This is a genomic window from Hyphomicrobium sp. (assembly GCF_020852195.1).
In the GTDB taxonomy this organism is placed as follows: domain Bacteria; phylum Pseudomonadota; class Alphaproteobacteria; order Rhizobiales; family Hyphomicrobiaceae; genus Hyphomicrobium_C.
Map to the genome: position 1 here is coordinate 1 of NZ_JADZBI010000200.1, position 17,834 is coordinate 17,834.

Annotated in this window: 19 protein-coding genes; 6 read left to right on the forward strand and 13 right to left on the reverse strand. The window is 65.8% G+C overall.

What is annotated here, in order from left to right; all coding sequences use genetic code 11:
- Both leuS and IT540_RS16965 read right to left on the reverse strand, forming a co-directional pair.
- A partial coding sequence (leuS, locus tag IT540_RS16960; RefSeq protein ID WP_291180650.1) for a leucine--tRNA ligase occupies positions 1-1,964 on the reverse strand: 1,964 nt, incomplete at its 3' end.
- 131 nt (positions 1,965-2,095) lie between these two features.
- Positions 2,096-2,827, reverse strand: a complete 732-nt coding sequence (locus IT540_RS16965; RefSeq protein WP_291180652.1) for a cation transporter — start codon at positions 2,825-2,827, stop codon at positions 2,096-2,098.
- A 65-nt stretch (positions 2,828-2,892) separates the two neighbouring features.
- On the opposite strand from IT540_RS16965, the gene IT540_RS16970 reads away from it, so the two are divergent.
- Positions 2,893-3,330 (forward strand): helix-turn-helix domain-containing protein, encoded by a 438-nt coding sequence (locus IT540_RS16970; protein ID WP_291180654.1) that lies wholly within the window; start codon positions 2,893-2,895, stop codon positions 3,328-3,330.
- A gap of 39 nt (positions 3,331-3,369) precedes the next feature.
- Here IT540_RS16970 and fic read toward each other — a convergent pair whose 3' ends face one another.
- Positions 3,370-4,494: a protein adenylyltransferase Fic gene (fic, locus tag IT540_RS16975; protein ID WP_291180656.1), complete on the reverse strand. Its 1,125-nt coding sequence runs from the start codon at positions 4,492-4,494 to the stop codon at positions 3,370-3,372.
- Positions 4,495-4,714: 220 nt separating this feature from the next.
- On the opposite strand from fic, the gene IT540_RS16980 reads away from it, so the two are divergent.
- Complete coding sequence (locus tag IT540_RS16980) at positions 4,715-5,395, forward strand: YggS family pyridoxal phosphate-dependent enzyme (protein ID WP_291180658.1); 681 nt, start codon at positions 4,715-4,717, stop codon at positions 5,393-5,395.
- Positions 5,396-5,584: 189 nt separating this feature from the next.
- Entirely contained in the window at positions 5,585-6,502 is a 918-nt protein-coding gene (locus IT540_RS16985) for a hypothetical protein (protein WP_291180660.1), read from the forward strand.
- Between the two features lie 81 nt (positions 6,503-6,583).
- Here IT540_RS16985 and IT540_RS16990 read toward each other — a convergent pair whose 3' ends face one another.
- Entirely contained in the window at positions 6,584-7,123 is a 540-nt protein-coding gene (locus IT540_RS16990; RefSeq protein WP_291180662.1) for a cyclic nucleotide-binding domain-containing protein, read from the reverse strand.
- Positions 7,124-7,251: 128 nt separating this feature from the next.
- Positions 7,252-7,938 (reverse strand): response regulator transcription factor, encoded by a 687-nt coding sequence (locus IT540_RS16995; RefSeq protein WP_291180664.1) that lies wholly within the window; start codon positions 7,936-7,938, stop codon positions 7,252-7,254.
- Between the two features lie 154 nt (positions 7,939-8,092).
- Here IT540_RS16995 and IT540_RS17000 point away from each other — a divergent pair, with 154 nt between their 5' ends.
- Positions 8,093-8,593 carry a L,D-transpeptidase family protein gene (locus IT540_RS17000; protein ID WP_291180666.1) on the forward strand — a complete coding sequence of 167 codons (501 nt, stop codon included), beginning with the start codon at positions 8,093-8,095 and terminating at the stop codon, positions 8,591-8,593.
- A 516-nt stretch (positions 8,594-9,109) separates the two neighbouring features.
- Here the strand turns inward: IT540_RS17000 and IT540_RS17005 are convergent.
- From IT540_RS17005 to tesB, 3 genes are all read right to left on the reverse strand, one after another.
- A complete protein-coding gene (locus tag IT540_RS17005) occupies positions 9,110-10,378 on the reverse strand; it encodes an ammonium transporter (protein ID WP_291180686.1) in 1,269 nt (422 codons plus the stop codon).
- Positions 10,379-10,480: 102 nt separating this feature from the next.
- Positions 10,481-10,819 carry a P-II family nitrogen regulator gene (locus IT540_RS17010; RefSeq protein ID WP_291180668.1) on the reverse strand — a complete coding sequence of 113 codons (339 nt, stop codon included), beginning with the start codon at positions 10,817-10,819 and terminating at the stop codon, positions 10,481-10,483.
- 245 nt (positions 10,820-11,064) lie between these two features.
- Positions 11,065-11,964, reverse strand: coding sequence for an acyl-CoA thioesterase II (gene tesB, locus IT540_RS17015; protein WP_291180670.1), 900 nt, complete (start codon positions 11,962-11,964; stop codon positions 11,065-11,067).
- Between the two features lie 152 nt (positions 11,965-12,116).
- On the opposite strand from tesB, the gene IT540_RS17020 reads away from it, so the two are divergent.
- Positions 12,117-13,349: an FAD-dependent monooxygenase gene (locus IT540_RS17020; RefSeq protein WP_291180672.1), complete on the forward strand. Its 1,233-nt coding sequence runs from the start codon at positions 12,117-12,119 to the stop codon at positions 13,347-13,349.
- A 138-nt stretch (positions 13,350-13,487) separates the two neighbouring features.
- Here IT540_RS17020 and rimM read toward each other — a convergent pair whose 3' ends face one another.
- The 5 genes from rimM to ffh form a co-directional block, all read right to left on the reverse strand.
- Positions 13,488-14,069 (reverse strand): ribosome maturation factor RimM, encoded by a 582-nt coding sequence (rimM, locus tag IT540_RS17025; RefSeq protein WP_291180674.1) that lies wholly within the window; start codon positions 14,067-14,069, stop codon positions 13,488-13,490.
- Positions 14,070-14,085: 16 nt separating this feature from the next.
- On the reverse strand, positions 14,086-14,454 hold the full coding sequence (locus IT540_RS17030) for a hypothetical protein (protein WP_291180676.1): 369 nt from the start codon (positions 14,452-14,454) through the stop codon (positions 14,086-14,088).
- 144 nt (positions 14,455-14,598) lie between these two features.
- Positions 14,599-14,781, reverse strand: a complete 183-nt coding sequence (locus tag IT540_RS17035) for a hypothetical protein (protein WP_291180678.1) — start codon at positions 14,779-14,781, stop codon at positions 14,599-14,601.
- Between the two features lie 334 nt (positions 14,782-15,115).
- Positions 15,116-15,487, reverse strand: a complete 372-nt coding sequence (rpsP, locus tag IT540_RS17040) for a 30S ribosomal protein S16 (RefSeq protein WP_291180680.1) — start codon at positions 15,485-15,487, stop codon at positions 15,116-15,118.
- Between the two features lie 70 nt (positions 15,488-15,557).
- Positions 15,558-17,135 carry a signal recognition particle protein gene (gene ffh / locus IT540_RS17045; protein ID WP_291180682.1) on the reverse strand — a complete coding sequence of 526 codons (1,578 nt, stop codon included), beginning with the start codon at positions 17,133-17,135 and terminating at the stop codon, positions 15,558-15,560.
- Between the two features lie 405 nt (positions 17,136-17,540).
- Here ffh and IT540_RS17050 point away from each other — a divergent pair.
- Positions 17,541-17,834, forward strand: a 294-nt coding sequence (locus IT540_RS17050) for an EF-hand domain-containing protein (protein ID WP_291180684.1), incomplete at its 3' end; no start/stop codon positions are given.

The following is a 17,834-nucleotide window of genomic DNA, read 5'->3' on the forward strand; positions in this document are numbered from 1 at the left end:
CGCGCGCAGTCCGCACCCCAGCCCTCGATGATGTCGTCCGGGTCGACGAGGTTCTTCTTCGACTTCGACATCTTCTCGATCGACCCGATCACGGCCGGCTTGCCGGTCGCAATCTCGACCGCATGCCGCGCCTCGCCGTCGCCCTCGAAGCGGATCTCGCTCGGCAGGAGCCACGCTCCGCCCTCGGACTTGTAGGTCTCGTGCGTGACCATGCCCTGCGTGAACAGGGCGGCGAACGGCTCGCGCAGGTTTTTGGTGCCGTACCCGGCGTCCGAGATGGCGCGATAGAAGAACCGCGAATAGAGCAGGTGCAGGATCGCGTGCTCGATGCCGCCGATGTATTGATCGACCGGCAGCCAGTAGTTCGCGGCATCCACATCGACGGGCGTCGCCGCGTGCGGCGCCGTGAAGCGCACGTAGTACCACGAGCTGTCGACGAACGTGTCCATGGTGTCGGTCTCGCGCCGTGCGGGCTTGCCACACTTCGGACAGTCGACATGCTTCCACGTCGGATGCCGGTCGAGCGGGTTGCCCGGCTTGTCGAAGGTCGCGTCGTCCGGCAGCCTGACGGGCAGGTCCTCAGCCGGCACCGGCACGATGCCGCAGGCCTCGCAATGGATGATGGGGATCGGGCAGCCCCAGTAGCGCTGCCGCGAGATGCCCCAGTCGCGCAGGCGGTAGTTGACCTTGCGCGCCCCGGCCGGCTTGCCGCCAAGCCTCGAACCCTCGAGCCGCTTCGCCGCCTCCTCGAACGCGTCGTCCGTCGAGAGCCCGTCGAGGAAGCGCGAGTTGATCATCGTGCCGTCGCCGTCGACGGCCGTGTCGCCGACCGCGAAGCCCTCGGCCTCGGCACCCGGCGGCAGGATGACCGGAACGACCGGCAGCCCGTACCTGCGCGCGAAGTCGAGGTCGCGCTGGTCGCCCGACGGACAGCCGAAGATGGCGCCCGTGCCGTAGTCCATGAGGATGAAGTTCGCGACGTACACCGGCACCGTCCAGTCCTTGTCGAACGGATGCACGGCGCGAATGCCGGTATCGAAGCCGCGCTTCTCCGCGCTTTCGAGATCAGCGACCGACGTGCCCATGCGCCGGCACTCCTCGGAGAACGCCGCCAGCTCCGGGTTGGCCTCGGCCGCCGCTTTCGCCAGCGGATGATCGGGCGCAATCGCCATGAAGGACGCACCGAACAGCGTGTCCGGACGCGTCGTGTAGATCTCGAGCTCCTTGTGCCCCTTGGGCGCCGTCTTGGCATCGAGCGCCCAGCGCACCAGCATGCCTTCCGAGCGGCCGATCCAGTTCGCCTGCATCAGGCGCACCTTCTCCGGCCACTTGTCGAGCGTGCCGAGCGCTTCGAGCAGCTCGTCCGAGTAGGCGGTGATCTTGAAGAACCACTGCGTGAGCTCGCGCTGCTCAACGAGGGCGCCCGAGCGCCAGCCGCGCCCGTCGATCACCTGCTCGTTGGCGAGCACGGTGTGATCGACCGGGTCCCAGTTGACCTTCGAGCTTTTCCGGTACGCGAGACCCTTCTTGTAGAGGTCGAGGAACAGCCGCTGCTGGTGCGTGTAGTAGTCCGGGCTGCAGGTCGCGATCTCGCGGCTCCAGTCGAGCGACAGCCCCATCGACTTGAGCTGGCCCTTCATCGTTTCGATGTTGGCATAGGTCCACGTCGAGGGATGCGTCTTGCGCTCGATGGCGGCGTTCTCGGCCGGCATGCCGAACGCATCCCAGCCCATGGGATGCAGCACGTTGAAGCCCTTGGCGCGCTTGAAGCGCGCCACCACATCGCCCATGGCGTAGTTGCGCACGTGCCCCATGTGGATGCGCCCGGACGGGTACGGGAACATCTCGAGCACGTAGCACTTGGGCCGCGCCCGGTCGTCGGAGGCGCGGAAGATCTCGCCCTCCTCCCAGACCTTCTGCCAGTGCTTCTCGCGCGCGGATGCGTTGTACCGTTCGGTCGCCATGTGTTTTGCTTGTCTCGGGTGAAATTAGCCGGGTAATGAGCCCGAAAGCGGGGGTGCGGTCAAGGCGGCTGGCGGAAGCGGGTCAGCTCGAAATCCCGCGGCAGTGAAAGGCAGACAACCGCCGAAGCTGCTTACTCGGCAGCGACAGAACGAGGCGATCCGCCCTGCTGGTACTCGCTCCAGGCCTGCCGCAGGATCTGCACCGACGAGGTGAGAAAGATGCCCGCCATGATCGTAGCCACGATCAGATCGGGCCACGCGGTCGCAGTTCCCCACACCCCCAGCGCCGCGAGCATCACGGCGACGTTGCCGATGGCATCGTTGCGCGAGCACAGCCACACCGACCGCACATTCGCGTCGCCGTCCTTGTAGGGCAGCAGCAGGCCCACCGATGCCAGGTTCGCGGCAAGAGCCAGGAAACCGATGACACCCATTACTTCTGCGCTTGGCAGGCCAAGGACCAGCGTGCGGCAGGCTGTGGAGCCGAGCACCCAAAGCGCCATCAGGCTGAGCGACAACCCCTTGAATACTGCCGCGCTCGCCCGTGCCCGCAATGACGCGCCGATGACGGCAAGGCTGAGACCGTAAGTAATGGTATCGCCCAGGAAATCCAGGGCATCGGCTTGCAGGGCTTGCGATCCGGCAAGCTGACCCGCGACCATCTCCGTCGCGAACATCGCGGCGTTGATGCCGATAACAATCCAGAGCACGCGTTTGTAGCGCGGGTTCATGCCGTCGAAGACCGGCACGCCGCCTGAGCAGCATCCGCCTTCGGCCTTCGCCGCCGCATCACCCTTCTCGGCCGCAAGCGCCGGCGAGACGCAGCAGGTGTTCGTGTCCTCGTTGCAGCAGTGGTCGGCCATGCGGCACCTCCTTTTCGAGAGGCACCGTAATCCCTATAGTGACTAGAGGTTCAAGGGACTTCGCGATGGGTTTTTCGATTGGCGAGCTGGCGCGGCGCACCAAGGTCAAGGTGCCGACGATCCGCTACTACGAGCAGATAGGACTGATGCCGCCTCCACCGCGGACGGAAGGCCAGCAGCGGCGCTACGATGCAAGCCACGCGTCCCGGCTCAACTTCGTCCGCCACGCCCGCGAGCTTGGCTTCGAGGTGGACGCCATCCGCGAGTTGCTGGCGATGAGCGCCAAGCCGAACCAGTCTTGCTCGGAGGTGGACGAACTGGCGCGTCGGCACATCGCCGAGATCGACCGCCGCATCGCGCATCTGACGACGCTTCGCGCGGAGCTGCAGCGCACGGTTGACGAATGCGGGCGCGGACGCGTGTGTGAATGTCGGGTGATCGAGACCTTGGCCGACAGCAGCCATGAGCACGGCCGTGCGATCGAATCGCGATCGCGTAAGTGACATCCGCCGGGAGCCGGCAGCGGACCTGTCGGCCGATGCTCATCGCTCGGCGGCCACCTCCGGAAACGGCGCGAAGTCGTTGCTGTCGCTCATGAGCAGATCGAAGAAGCGGACGTTGATGAAAAGCTTGTCCCGTCCCTCTTTTTCCGCGCGTAGAACGCCTGCCGCGATGAGTTGATTGAGATGGCCGGCCGCCGTCTTGCGCGTGCCGAGGCCCGCGTCGACCAGATCGCCGATCCGCACATAGGGCTGCACGAACAGAAGCTCGACAAGCTCGCGTTTGTAGACCTTCGGCAAGGCCACCTGCACATAGCGCACGGTGTCCGCCATCAGATGCTTGATCGCCCAGATCTTGCTTCGCGTCCATGTCGCCATCTCGTCGACGGCATTGAGCATGTAGAGCACCCACGGCTCCCACGCCTGCTGCGTCGTCACTTCGAGCAGCAGCCGGTAGTACTCGCCCCGCTGGTCGTTGATGAAGCGGCTGAGATAAAGGATGGGCAGATCGAGTAGCTCCATCTCGATAAGAAACAGGATGTTGAGAATACGCCCCGTCCGGCCGTTTCCATCCGGAAACGGATGGATCGCCTCGAACTGGTAGTGCGCCACCGCCATTCTGATCAGCGGATCGAGATCCGACTCGTCGTGAATGAAGCGCTCCCAGTTGGCCATCTTGTCGCGCAGCACGTCCTCGCCCTCGGGCGGCGTGTAGATGACGCGCCCGCTCTGGTTCTTGAGGTTGGTGCCTGACGTACGGCGGATATCGAGGTCGACGTCCTTGATCGCGCGGCACACCTCGACCGCGGTATTGGTCGTCAGCGGCCGGCCGCTCTTCAGGCTCTCGTAGCCGCACAGCAGCGCCGTGCGATAGCGCAGCGTTTCCTTGGTCGCCGTGTCGGCCTGATTGGCATCCGCATTGGCGAACCGGAAGAGCTTGTCGTTGGTCGTGACGATGTTCTCGATCGCCGAGCTGTCCTTGGCCTCGCGCAGCGGGATCGAGTTGATCAGCACGTCCTGGTTGGGAATGAGGGCGGCCGCCTCCTTGAGCGCCGCAAGCTTCGCCCGGGCGCTGACGCACGTCTTTAGGACCGATCTGGTCTCGAGATCGACCCGTGGCGGCAGGCCGGGGAGATCGTTGAAAGGGCGGTTGGGATCGAAAGACATGGGTAAATATTGCCACTTTCTACCCATTTTATCCAGACATGGGTCGCCCTTACCCACATCTCCAACAAAATGGGTAATTTTATCGACTTTCTACCCACATGAGGCGCGCCATGGGTAGCCGCTACCCAAGTCAGTTCACATATGCGCAAAATTCGCGGCTTTTTACCCATATAGCCTCTATCATGTTCAAGCCGCGCGCAGATCGGGTACATCGAGGTCCATGACCGACCCGACCACCCTCCCTGCCCCGGCCGCCGCACTGGCCGAAGTCAAAGCCCGCCTCGCCGCCGCGGCCCGCGAGGCCGGACGGAATCCGGCCTCCGTGCACCTGATCGCCGTCACCAAGACCTTCGGCCCCGAGACTATCCTGCCCGTGCTCGAGGCCGGCCACCGCCTGTTCGGCGAGAACCGCGTGCAGGAGGCCAAGGCCAAATGGCCGGACCTCCGCGCCCGCTATCCCGACATCGAGCTCCACCTCATTGGCCCGCTGCAATCCAACAAGACGCGCGAGGCCGTGGCGCTGTTCGACGCCATCCACACCGTCGACCGGCCGAAGATCGCCAAGGCCATCGCCGACGAGCAGCAGCGGCAGGGCAAGCGCTTGAAGCTCTTCATCGAGGTGAACACCGGCGAGGAGCCGCAGAAGGCCGGCATCCCGCCGAAGGAGACCGCGGCCTTCCTCGCTCACTGCCGGGACGACCTCGGCCTCGACATCGCGGGCCTCATGTGCATCCCGCCCGTCGAGGAGGAGCCGGCCGTCCACTTCGCCTTCCTGGCCAAGCTCGCAGGCGACCTCGGCCTCGCCGAGCTCAGCATGGGCATGAGCGGCGACTTCGAGACCGCCAGCGAGCTCGGCGCCACGTACGTCCGCGTCGGCTCCGCCATTTTCGGCAGCCGCTGAGCCACTGCCCAATTCCGCACTCTGTCGCCCGCTACGTGTTGCTGGCCGCCCCCTATCCCCTGTCTACCCACAGCTTTTCCACGGCGCGCGCGCGCCACGCGGCCCCGGTTGCAGGAGCCGATGCTAGCCTCCTGACAACCCTGTGATTCGCGTCCGCAACCGCTCCACGGGAGCCCAAGGGAGACCGGCATGACAGCATCTGCCCTCAAGGTGGCCGAGATCGAGGCTGACGCCGCAGCCGCCGATGCCGCGCGCGACGCCCGCGCCGACGCCCTCAAGGAAATCTCTGCGAGAGCGCAGACGCAGCCAAAGGAGCCCAAAAGCGGCAAGGCGCCGAGGAAGCGCGCCTCCGACGGCTGGGACCGCTTCGTCGTCGACATCTGGATCACCGACCTCAACTTCACCGAGTTCGGCATCTACAAGCGCACGCGCAACCGCGCCAAGTCGCGCCAGTTCACGACCGACATGGACATCTTCGGCGAGATCATCGAGAACGGCCAGCGCACCGGCCTCTTCGGCTATCGCGAGGACGCCTGGAAGAAGTCCGAGGGCATGGACAAGCGCCTAGTCTTCAAGCTCTTCACCGAGAACCTCAACTGGCGCGCCACCATGGACCTCATGGTCGGACGCTCGCTGCAGCAGACGCTCGGCGCCCGCGGGCTCCCCGTGATGACCTACTCGATCAACACCAACGACGACCAGTACATCATTTATCTCGAGCGCTCGGCCAACAAGTGGGCCTTCATGCCCGAGCACTTCTCGTTCTTCATTATCGACAGCAAGGGCAATCCGGAATTTTACCGGCTGAAGCGCGCCTTCATCAATCTCGGCGGCGACTATGCGCTGATTAATCAGCACAACGAGACCGTCGGCTATCTCGACGGCAAGGTGTTCTCGAGTGGCGGCAAGTGGAAGGGTCAGATCCGCGCTGGCGCCGACAAACGCCTCATGACGGTGATGAAGCTGTTCGGCGCCATGATGGTCTTCAACGGCGACTGCCGCCGCCACATGAAGCAGCTCTACAAGGGCATGCTGAGGGGCAAGGTCACACCCAAGCTCGACCGCCAGGAAGCCGACCTCTACATGAACCCGCGCCGCGTCCGCTAGGCGGGCCAACGTTCGGAACTGCAAGAAACAAAAGGGCCGGAGCGTGGTGCTCCGGCCCTTTTCCGATTTCGGCCGTCTCTCTCAGTGCACGGTGGCTGTGGCTGTGCCTCCGCCCCCTGCCGCGCTCGCTGTCGTCTTGGCCTCCGCGCCATTCACGGGCGGGCCGATGGTGACGAGCGACTTGTCGATCTCGCGCAGCCCCTCGACGAACGACGACAGCCGTCCCGAGATCTTCTCGATGAAATGATCGGCGAGGCTCGGGTCGTCGGTCATGTGCGCGATCATCTCCGAGCGCGTGATCCTGAGCGCCCGCACCGGCGTGCGCGCCACCACCGTCGACGTGCACTCCGTCTCGATCAACATCGTCATCTCGGAGATCAGCGCCCCGGTCGGGATCGCCTCGTTCGCACCTCTCTCGAGCCCAGGCCCCTCGGTGCGCACCGCCTCGCCCGAAACCACGAGCACCGCCGCATCAGGCTCGCCATGTGCCGTCACGATCACGTCGCCCGGTTTGTAGACGATGCGATCCGCGCGACGCGCGATCTCTGTCAGTTGCAGGGGCTTGAGCCCCTGGAACAGCGGTACGTTGAGAAGTGGAAGCACAAGCGCATCGATAGCCATCTCGAAATCCCCGCAACCATAACCTGGGCACGCTGAACGCGGTGCCAACTCTGGTTGGAGATTCGAGCGATTCGCGCGAGCGGTCGAGGCTCAAGAAGGGGCTTGTTGACGACGTGAGAACAAGCTGTTCACGACATCAGCTTGTAGCCGCCCGTCTCGGTGACCAGGATCTCGGCGTTCGAGGGATCTTTCTCGATCTTCTGCCTGAGGCGGTAGATGTGCGTCTCGAGCGTATGCGTCGTCACGCCCGCGTTGTAGCCCCACACCTCGTGCAGCAGAGTCTCGCGCGAGACGACCTTGTCGCCGGTCCGGTAGAGGTATTTGAGGATCGCCGTCTCCTTCTCGGTAAGGCGGACCTTGCCGCCCTTCTCGTCGAGCAGGAGTTTCGAGGCCGGCTTGAACGTGTAGGGCCCGATGGTGAACACCGCGTCCTCGCTCTGCTCGTGCTGGCGCAGTTGCGCGCGAATGCGGGCGAGCAGCACCGCGAACTTGAACGGCTTGGTGACATAGTCGTTGGCGCCAGCGTCGAGGCCCAGGATCTGGTCGGCGTCGCTGTCGTTGGCGGTCAGCATGATGATCGGGCTCTTGAAGCCGCCCTTGCGCAGCAGCCGCACGGCCTCGCGCCCGTCCATGTCAGGCAGCCCGACGTCGAACACCACCAGGTCATGGTGCCCCATCTTGGCCGCCTCGATTCCCTTGCCGGCCGTGCCCGCCACCGACACGTCGAACTCGTCGTGCAAGGCCAGTTGATCCTGCAGGGATCCACGGAGATCCTCGTCGTCGTCGACAAGAAGGATCTTGCGTGCAGCGCTCATGCTTGGCGGGCTCCGGATAGGCGATGGGTCAGCGTTGGAGCACCCTCTTAGCATCTGCTCATCCGCTGAGGTAGGGTGCCGTGGGCCGGACGGTTATCGAGCCGGAAGGCCGGCCGAAAAAGGGGATCGAGCCATTATTGCCCGTAAAATCGTCGTGAGAGGCCTAAGCCCCAAGAGCACGGCGGGCCGGCTGACCTTGGGCAGCCTTGTGCTGCGTTGCGCGCTCGGCCGCGGCGGCATCCGCGCCGAGAAGCGCGAGGGCGACGGCGCCACGCCGCGCGGTCAGTTTCGGCTCGAAAGCGCATTCTACCGCCGCGACCGCATGGCGCGGCCGAGAACCGCGCTCGCGCTGACGGCGATCAGGCCGGACGACGGATGGTGCGATGCAGCGAACGACCGCAATTACAACCGCCGTGTGCAGCATCCCTATGCGGCAAGCGCCGAGCGTCTCTGCCGCGGCGACGGGCTGTATGACATGGTCGTCGTCATCGGCTACAACCGCCGCCCCCGCCGACGCGGGGCGGGCAGCGCCATTTTCATGCATGTCGCCGAGCGCGGACTGAAGCCGACCGAGGGCTGCGTCGCCCTCGCACGCCGCGATCTCCTGAAAGTGCTGGCGCACATTGGCCCGAGGACCCGCATCGCCATCCTCTGAGCACAGAAAAAAAGACCCGGAGCGCGAAGCCCCGGGTCAAGTTTGGAGCACGTCTAGGGGAGACGCGTGCTCGGGAGAAGAATGGAGAGGTGAAACCTGCCGGCCGGAGAACCGGCAGGTTCCCGAGCGAGCTACAATCATCGCGAACTCGCTCGCCGTGATCGCCGAAGATCGAGACCCTGGCCTTGCTGTCCGCACCGGACGCCGGCCGGTCAGACCTCGGCGAAGAAAATGCCGGTCCACAGAGCACCCGGGCACTGAGGTATCAAGAGTCGTGCCAATCGCTACCGAACGCACAAGCGATTGAAATTCTGGCGAGATACGACCAGCCGTGCGCTTCGATGGCACGCGCGGGCGGCAATTGCGGATCAAATCCCAGGCAGAATTTCTCGTCCGCTCAAAAGTTGGGCGATGCAGGTGCAGGCAAGAAAACAGCCCCGGACTTGCTGAAGCCCGGAGCTGCGCCTTGGGAAAGGATCGGCCGGCAGCACGCCGCCGGCCGAAGAGATCTCTCGCTTACTGAACGACCTCGCCGTGCAGGTTGACGTCGAGACCCTCGACCTCGACCGACTCCGGCACGCGCAGGCCGAAGAACATCTTGATCAGGATGAGGATCACGAAGCTCGCGACCGCACACCAGATGATGGTGGCGAGCACGCCGTAGACCTGCGTCCAGACCTGGGCGATGTTGCCCTCGATGGCGCCGGCGGTGCCGCCGATGGCCTCGCGGGCGAACACGCCGGTGAGGATGGCGCCGACGATGCCGCCCACGCCGTGCACACCGAACACGTCGAGGCTGTCGTCATAGCCGAGCGCCTTCTTCACGGCAGTCGAGAAGAAGTAGCAGATCGCGCCGGCCGCGAGGCCGATGATCAGCGCGCCGACCGGATCGACGAAGCCGGCTGCAGGCGTGATGGCCACGAGACCGGCAATCGCGCCCGACGTGGCACCGAGCACCGTCGCCTTGCGATGGACGAGGAACTCGACGAAGATCCAGGAAAGCACGGCCGCGGCGGTGCAGACCTGCGTGACGAGAGCGGCCATGGCAGCCGAGCCGTTAGCAGCGGCGGCCGAGCCGGCGTTGAAGCCGTACCAGCCGACCCAGAGCAGCGAGGCGCCGATCAGCGTCAGCACCAGGTTGTGTGGCGCCATGTTCTCGGTGCCGTAGCCCTTGCGCTTGCCGAGCACGATGGCCGCCACAAGGCCCGCGACACCGGCGTTGATGTGCACCACGGTGCCGCCGGCGAAGTCGAGCACGCCGTGATCGCTCAGGAAGCCGCCGCCCCACACCCAATGGCAGACCGGAGCGTAGACGACGAGGCTCCAGAGCGACAGGAAGAGCAGCAGGCTCGAGAACTTCATGCGTTCGACGATCGAGCCGATGATCAGCGCCGGTGTGATGGCGAAGAACGTCAGCTGGAAGGCGACGAACAGCGATTCGGGGATCGTCCCGGAAAGGGCGTCCTTGGTCACGCCGGCCAACAGCACCTTCTCAAGACCGCCGACGTAGGCCTGAAGCGCGCCGCCGTCCGAGAACGCCAGCGAGTAGCCGATCAGCATCCAGAGGACCGACAGCACCGACACGGCGACGAAGACCATCGCCGTCGTGTTGAGCACGTTCTTCTTGCGCACCATGCCGCCGTAGAAGAGGGCAAGGCCCGGGATGCTCATCAAGAGCACGATGACGGTCGAGACCAGCAGCCACGCGGTGTCGCCGGAATCAAGCGTTGGCGGCGGCTCCGCCGCGGCTGCTTCCTGCGCGAACGCCGGAAGCGCAGTGAACATGTACGCGGCGGCAGCCCCAAGGACCCCGGTCGCGCGCGTAAACAAGTTTGGCTTCATGTCGTGAACTCCCCTGTCTTTCAACCTGTAAGCGAGCCGCATTCTTCAGAGCGCCGCGTCGTCGGACTCACCCGTGCGGATTCGCAAGGTGTGCTCGATCGAGGAGACGAAGATCTTGCCGTCGCCGATCTGGCCGGTCTTGGCGGCCTTCACGATGGCTTCGACGGCTTTGTCGACGAGGGCCCCGGAAACGACGACCTCGATCTTGATTTTGGGCAGGAAGCTCACCGCGTACTCTGCGCCGCGGTAGACCTCGGTGTGGCCCTTCTGGCGGCCATAACCCTTGACCTCGGTCACGGTCATGCCCTGGAGGCCGATGTCGGTCAGGTTTGACCGCACCTCCTCCAGCTTGAAAGGCTTGATGATGGCAGTGATGAGTTTCATGGAGAGCACCCCTTGGTTTTTGTCTCCCGCTCTATGAATGAGACGGCGAGGAGACAGGACCTCCTACTTGCTGCCGGCGAACAGCCGGCAACAATCGACGGAGTGAGAGTCAAGAGCTGTGCCAAGTCCGGCAGGTGCTGGTAGAGAGTTGAATCCGTTTAGAATTTGGCAACAATCGGCCACAAATTAGCCATCACTGCCCGCAGAAAGCGCACAACATTTGTGCATTGAACGATGTTTGCTATTCATTTAATCAAAAACGCCGTCTGACGTTTGCGGATAAGCCCCTCTTGCGCGGTGGATGCAACGAGGCGCCCGTCGCGGGTGAAGAAGCTGCCCCGGCAGAAGCCTCGCGCCCCGGAGGCGACGGGGCTGTCCGGTGCGTAGAGCAGCCATTCGTCGGCCCGGAACGGCTGATGCAGCCATAGCGCGTGATCGAGGCTGGCGAGCTGGATGTCGGGATCGAACAAGAGCTTCCCGTGCGCGATCAGCGCCGTGTCGAGCAGCGTGAAATCCGAGGCATAGGCCAGCACGCACTGGTGCAGCCGGACGTCATCCGGCAGCCGCCCGCTGGCCTTGAGCCAGATGTGCTGGGCGGGCGGATTGGGCTCGCGGCTGAGGTAGCGCTTGACGTCCACCGGCCTGAGCTCGATGGGGGCCTCGCGCTGCCAGTAGTTGCGCATGTTCTCGGGCAGCGCGTCGATCAGCTCGGCCACCCGCTCCGCAGCCGAAGGCAACGTCTCGGGCGGCGGCACGTCCGGCATCGCCGCCGCGTGCTCGTAGCCTTCCTCCTCCTTGTGGAACGAGGCGCTCATGGCGAAGATGGCGCGCCCGTGCTGGATGGCCTTGACGCGCCGCGTTGTGAAGCTGCCGCCGTCGCGAATGCGCTCGACTTCGTAGATGATGGGATGGGAGGGGTCGCCCCCGAGCAGGAAATAGCCGTGCAGCGAATGGGCCGCGCGCGGCTCCTCGACCGTCCGCCCCGCCGCCACCAGCGCCTGCCCGAGCACCTGCCCGCCGTAGACGCGCTGCCAGCCGTCCTTGGGACTGATGCCGCGGAACAGGTTGACCTCGAGCCGCTCGAGGTCGAGCACCTCCATCAGCCCCGCCACCGCGGGGCTTGGTTGCTCATAACCGGCAGACATGGAAGGCTCCCGAAAAGGTGCTAGGGTTCAATGGCCTGGGCAACGGGCTGCGCCGAAGAAGCATTAACCTGCTCGCGGGTTCGAATCGAGAAATTCGCTTTCAGCTTCGATTTTCGCACGAGCCCGGTCAAAGGTGCCAACGGAAACCGACCATGACGCAACGCTTCGACATCGTGATCTCGGGAGGGAGCTTCGCCGGCCTCGCCTTCGCCCGCGCGCTGCTCTCCGCGTTTGGCGACGGCATCCGTCTCGCCATCGTCGACCGCGCCCCGCGCCAGGGGAAGCCGCCGGCGGACGCCCGCGCCTTCGCGCTCTCGGCCGGGGCACGCCACATGCTGGACGCGCTCGGCATCTGGCAGGCGGTCGCCGACGAGGCACAGGCGGTCACCGAGATCGAGATCACGGATTCGAGCCTCGAAGCCGGCATCCGGCCCGTGCTGCTCAAGTACGACAACCATCTCGCGGAGGACGGCGAGCCCGCGAGCTACATCGTACCGGCCACGGCACTCGAGCACGCGCTTTATGAGTCCGTCGCATCCGCCCCGGGGCTCACCCTGATCGCCCCGGCAGAGATCGCCCGCTTCGCCGACACGAGCGGCGTGATGACCATCACGCTGGGCGACGGCACCGAGCTCAGCGCATCGCTGCTGGTCGGCGCCGAGGGCCGCCGCTCCGCCTCGCGCGACAGCGCCGGCATCAAGACGGTCGGCTGGCGCTACGGCCAGACCGCGATCGTCACCACCATTGCCCACGAGCGCTCCCACGACGGCCGCGCCATCCAGCATTTCCTGCCTGCGGGACCATTCGCCATCCTGCCGCTCCCGGGCAACCGCGCCTGCCTCACCTGGACCGAGGACGCGGACGAGGCCAAGCGCATCCTGGCCCTCGACGACGCGGGCTTCCTCGCCGAGGTCGAGACGCGCGTCGCCGGTCGCCTCGGCGCCATCGAGGTCGTCGGCCCCCGCCAGTGCTGGCCGCTCGAGATGCATCTCGCGCGCGCCTACGTGGCGCCGCGCTTCGCGCTGATCGGCGACGCCGCTCACGGCGTGCACCCGATTGCCGGCCAGGGCGTGAACCTTGCCTTCCGCGACGTCGCGGCCCTGAGCGAGATCGTGGTCGACAGCCTGCGCCTTGGCCTCGACCCTGGCAGCATGGAAGGGCTCGGCCGCTACGAGAAGTGGCGCCGCTTCGACAGTTTCGCCTCGGCCGCCGCGTTCGACGGCTTGAACAAGCTCTTTTCCAACGATGCGATGCTGATCCGTGCCGCCCGCGACTTCGGCCTCGGCCTCGTCGACCGCCTTCCGGCCCTGAAGCGCCGCCTCGTCTCCGAAGCCGCCGGCCTCACCGGCGACCTCCCGCGCTTGTTCAAATCCGAACGGCTTTAGCGATCGGCGACAACATCGCCCTGGGTCCCGGCTCTACACGCCGGATGACATGAGGCGATCGCGGTATCCTCCCCCCGGGCGCAGGCCGGGATCCAGACACGCCACACGTCAAAGTCGCCACGTTTCCACGCGCGCGCATCAGTCCGACGAGCTCGCGACGTCGTCCTCACCAACGCTCTCATCGCCCGCGTCCACCTCCTCGGGCGGCACGAGCACGACCACACCGCCCGCGAGATCGACGCGGCGCACGATCGCCTCAGTCATGGGATAGAGCACCGTCCGCCCGCCGGCGTCCGGCCGCACCTCGAGGATGTCGCCCGCACCGTAGTTCGCGACCGCGACCACGCGCCCGAGCGGCGCGCCCGCCTCCGTCACGGCGGTGAGCCTCACGAGATCCGCATGATAGTACTCGCCCTCGTCGGGCGGCGGCAGCCGGTCGCGCGCCACGTAGAGCGCGGCGCCCTTGAGCGCCTCCGCCTGCGTCCGGTCCGAGATCCCCTCAACGCGGCAGATGAGCCCTTTCGCCGTCGCACCCTCCACCGCGAGCGCAAAGCGCGCCGCGCCAGCCTCGTCCTCCAGCACGCCGTAGCCGGCGATCGCCTCCGGCTCGGCCGTGTAGCTGCGCACCAGCACCGCGCCCTTGATGCCGTGGGCACCCGCGATATGGCCAAGCAGCACGCGCCGCCCGCTCTTGCTTTCGGTTGGGTCGTCCCGTGTCATCGAGGAAGCCGTTCGCTCAGGTCAGGGGGCCGACGAAGCGGAGCTCGACCGCCACCGGCGTGCCGCCGATGTCGACCACCGTCGACGACACCGGCGTCGGCGGCGGAAAGCACCCGGTCACATCGATGAAGGCGCCGTCCGGCCCTGCTTCGAGCCCGGTAAGAAGCACGCCATGGGGCGGGACCGCCAGCCGCACCGCGACCGTCACATCGCCGCCCGCAACATCATACAGACAGCGCCCCCGGAACACACCCCCGTTGCGGTCGGAGCCCAGGATCACGCCCCCGCGCAGCACGGCCAGCCCCTCGCTGCGATGGCATGGACCGCCAGTGTCGGCCTCGCCGCCGCTCTCGAAACTGATCCCGTAGACACCATCGTCGAGCATCGCCGATCCGCTCCGGCCTCAAATCGACATCGGCCGCCAAACCGATTGTCCAAGCCAGAAAATACTACCACAGATTGCAATACCGTGTACGAGCTTTGCTCGGCATCCTTAAGGTGCAAGCAGCCGCTGAGCCCGACGGACCTTCTATTGCAGGCGCTCGATCCTGTTGCCGATGGCGACGGCATAGAGCCAAAGCCGCCGCTCGCGCTCGGTCCACGTCTCGACGTCCGGCTTCTCGTTCATCAGCGCCGTGCCCTGCACCAGGATCTCACTGCGCCGATCCCACCAGGCCGCTTCGGCCTCGGAGAGATTGGTCCTCAATGGCATGGAAGTAACGTCCCCGATGTCTTGCAAGGACACATCCGGATCCGGCCTCGCGCCGCCCCCGGCGGTCCTGCCCCCAAAAACAACCCACGCCGCATTACCGGGCCTGCCACCCCCAAACCGCGGCCGGCCCTCACAAAGGCTATGACAATTCGCGGCCGGCTTCGACACCCGGCCGGGTAGGCAAAGCCACAAGTCTCAAAGACTGGTGCGGAATTGCAGCATACTGCCCACTCTGCTCACGGAACGGCATCGCCGGGACAAAAGAACAGGCACCGGACGCAGGGGTCCGATGCCTGGCTCAAACAACAGAATACTTAAGCGGCGCCAATGCCGCTTATGCCTCGCCACCGGCGGCAGCCGCAGCGGCCTCCTCGGCGGCCTTGGCCTTGGCGGCGGCGCGCTCCTGCGCCTTCTTCTTCGGCTTGGCCTTCTCCGGGTTGTTGCGGGCCTCGCGCTTCAGGAGCCCGGCACCATCGAACAGGCGTGCCACGCGATCCGTCGGCTGCGCGCCGACCGAGAGCCAGTGCTTGCAGCGCTCCTCGACGAGCTTCACGCGCTCGGCGCTGTCCTTGGGCAGCATCGGGTTGAAGGTGCCGATCTGCTCGATGTAGCGCCCGTCGCGCGGCGAGGCGCTGTGCGCCACGACGATATAGTAATAGGGCCGCTTCTTGGCGCCGCCGCGGGAAAGACGGATCCTGGCTGACATGACGGTGTAGTCCTTTCTCTCTTCTCGATTGATGTTCGGCGGCGCACCACCTGTTCCGTGATAAGCGTCGTCACTTCTTCTTCCCCGGACCTCCGGGGAATTTCGGGAACGTCCCGCCCAGTCCTGGAAGACCGCCCGGCAGTCCGCCTCCACCGAGACCCGGAAGTCCGCGCGGCAGCCCGCCGCCTCCAAGCCCCGGCAATCCCTTCGGCAGCGCGTCCTTGAGATCGGCGGGAAGCTGCTCGAGCGCCTTGGGATCGAGCTTCGCGAGCTCTCCCTGCATCTCGGCGAGCTCGGCCTCGCTCGGGCCGCCACCGCCCATGCCGAACATGCGCGCCATCATTCCGCGGTTCTTGCCCATGGCGCGCATCATGTCGGCCATCTGGCGATGCATCTTGATGAGCTTGTTGACGTCCTCGACGCGCGTGCCGGAGCCGGCCGCGATGCGCCGCTTGCGCTTGGCGTCGAGGATCTTCGGGGCCCGCCGCTCCTTGGGCGTCATCGACGAGATGATGGCGCGCTGGCGCTTCACCACCCGGTCGTCGAGGTTGGCGGCCGCGATCTGGTTCTTGATCTTGCCGACGCCCGGCAGCATGCCAAGCACGCCGCCCATGCCGCCGATCTTCTCCATCTGCTTCAACTGCTCGCCGAGGTCCTCGAGGTCGAACGACCCCTTCTTCATCTTCTCGGCGATGGATTTCGCCTTCTCGACGTCGATCGACTGCGCCGCCTTCTCGACTAGGCCGACGATGTCGCCCATGCCGAGGATGCGCCCGGCGATGCGCTGCGGATCAAAGTCCTCGAGCGCATCCCACTTCTCGCCGGTGCCGAGCAGCTTGATCGGCTTGCCGGTCACCGCACGCATGGAGAGAGCCGCGCCGCCGCGCCCGTCGCCGTCGGCGCGTGTCAGCACCGTGCCGGTGATCGCGAGCCGGCTATCGAACGCCTTCGCCGTGTTGACGGCGTCCTGGCCGGTGAGACTGTCGAGCACGAGCAGGGTCTCGTGCGGGTTGGTCGCCGCCTTGACCTCGGCGACCTCCACCATCAGCTCCTCGTCGAGCGTGGTACGGCCCGCGGTGTCGAGCAGCACAACGTCGTAGCCGCCAAGCCGTGCTGCCTCCATGGCGCGCTTGGCGATCTGCAGCGGCGTCTGCCCGGCGACGATCGGCAGCGTCGCCACCTCGGTCTGCTCGCCGAGCACGCGAAGCTGCTCCTGCGCCGCTGGCCGCCGCGTGTCGAGCGACGCCATCAGCACTTTCTTCTTGTCGCGCGTCTTGAGGCGCCAGGCGATCTTGGCCGTGGTCGTCGTCTTGCCCGAGCCCTGCAGGCCCGCCATCAGGATGGCGACCGGCGGCGCGGCGTGCAGGTCGATGGGCTCGGCCTCGGAGCCGAGCGTGCGGACCAGCTCGTCGTTGACGATCTTGACCACCATCTGGCCCGGCGTCACCGAGCGCAGCACCTCCTGGCCGACCGCCTTGGCCTTCACGCGCTCGATGAAGTCGCGCACCACGTCGAGGGCCACGTCCGCCTCGATCAGCGAGCGGCGCACCTCGCGCATGGCCTCGCTGACGTCGGCTTCGCTCAGCGCACCCCGCTTGGTGAGCTTATCGAAAACCTGCCCCAGCCGGTCTGAGAGCGATTGAAACATCTAAACCTTTCCGCAAACGATGACAGCATCCGAGGGCGCCACGCGCTGTCGGATGTTGACCCCCCTGCCTCCCGGTGCCCGTTCGGTAACCATGTGCAAGGCGGCGGCTCTGAACGTCAGGGCCGTCTGGAATTTGGGCGCACCATCTCCGATCGGGTAGGCCCTGTCAACGCCCCTGCCAAGAGTGTGGGCCGACGCTGCGTTCACATTGCCAGTCCGGCTGTCATTGAACCATAATTTCGCCGCACCGGTTTGAGCCCAGAGGACGGGGGAGCCGGGGGGCGCCCAGGGTCGGAGCCGCGTCGGCTCGTTCATATCTGGCGCACGCGTCGTCGTCCCCACCGCAGAGCCAGAGCGCATCGCGACCGAACAAGAATAACGACGCGCTTGAGGGGAGAAGAATTCATGGCTGAGCGACGCATGCTTCGCACGGTGGCGTGTCTGGCGTTACTGCCGGGCGCCGTCGCGGGCGGATGCGCCTCCTCGAGCAATCCGTTCAGCAACACCTCCGATTTCGACCGCACTTTCATCGCCGCGGCCCAGACCTGGGATCTGGACAAGAATGGCTCGGTGAGCTGCGAGGAGTGGACCCGCTACGTCTCCACCGAGTTCCGCCAGGCGGACGGCAACGGCGACGGCGCCCTCGACGCGGAGGAATGGAAAAAGATGGTCGCCAGCGACCGCCTGTTCGAGGTCGCC

What these genes read in the sequence shown, in the direction of transcription:
- IT540_RS17020 (WP_291180672.1), top strand. Translation starts at nt 12,117, where the DNA reads ATGACGCAACGCTTCGACATCGTGATCTCGGGAGGGAGCTTCGCCGGC.
- IT540_RS17005 (WP_291180686.1), bottom strand. Translation starts at nt 10,378, where the DNA reads ATGTTCACTGCGCTTCCGGCGTTCGCGCAGGAAGCAGCCGCGGCGGAG.
- tesB (WP_291180670.1), bottom strand. Translation starts at nt 11,964, where the DNA reads ATGTCTGCCGGTTATGAGCAACCAAGCCCCGCGGTGGCGGGGCTGATG.
- IT540_RS16990 (WP_291180662.1), bottom strand. Translation starts at nt 7,123, where the DNA reads ATGGCTATCGATGCGCTTGTGCTTCCACTTCTCAACGTACCGCTGTTC.
- rpsP (WP_291180680.1), bottom strand. Translation starts at nt 15,487, where the DNA reads ATGTCAGCCAGGATCCGTCTTTCCCGCGGCGGCGCCAAGAAGCGGCCC.
- IT540_RS17010 (WP_291180668.1), bottom strand. Translation starts at nt 10,819, where the DNA reads ATGAAACTCATCACTGCCATCATCAAGCCTTTCAAGCTGGAGGAGGTG.
- IT540_RS16980 (WP_291180658.1), top strand. Translation starts at nt 4,715, where the DNA reads ATGACCGACCCGACCACCCTCCCTGCCCCGGCCGCCGCACTGGCCGAA.
- IT540_RS17030 (WP_291180676.1), bottom strand. Translation starts at nt 14,454, where the DNA reads ATGCTCGACGATGGTGTCTACGGGATCAGTTTCGAGAGCGGCGGCGAG.
- IT540_RS16995 (WP_291180664.1), bottom strand. Translation starts at nt 7,938, where the DNA reads ATGAGCGCTGCACGCAAGATCCTTCTTGTCGACGACGACGAGGATCTC.
- fic (WP_291180656.1), bottom strand. Translation starts at nt 4,494, where the DNA reads ATGTCTTTCGATCCCAACCGCCCTTTCAACGATCTCCCCGGCCTGCCG.
- rimM (WP_291180674.1), bottom strand. Translation starts at nt 14,069, where the DNA reads ATGACACGGGACGACCCAACCGAAAGCAAGAGCGGGCGGCGCGTGCTG.
- IT540_RS16965 (WP_291180652.1), bottom strand. Translation starts at nt 2,827, where the DNA reads ATGGCCGACCACTGCTGCAACGAGGACACGAACACCTGCTGCGTCTCG.
- IT540_RS17035 (WP_291180678.1), bottom strand. Translation starts at nt 14,781, where the DNA reads ATGCCATTGAGGACCAATCTCTCCGAGGCCGAAGCGGCCTGGTGGGAT.
- ffh (WP_291180682.1), bottom strand. Translation starts at nt 17,135, where the DNA reads ATGTTTCAATCGCTCTCAGACCGGCTGGGGCAGGTTTTCGATAAGCTC.
- IT540_RS16970 (WP_291180654.1), top strand. Translation starts at nt 2,893, where the DNA reads ATGGGTTTTTCGATTGGCGAGCTGGCGCGGCGCACCAAGGTCAAGGTG.
- IT540_RS16985 (WP_291180660.1), top strand. Translation starts at nt 5,585, where the DNA reads ATGACAGCATCTGCCCTCAAGGTGGCCGAGATCGAGGCTGACGCCGCA.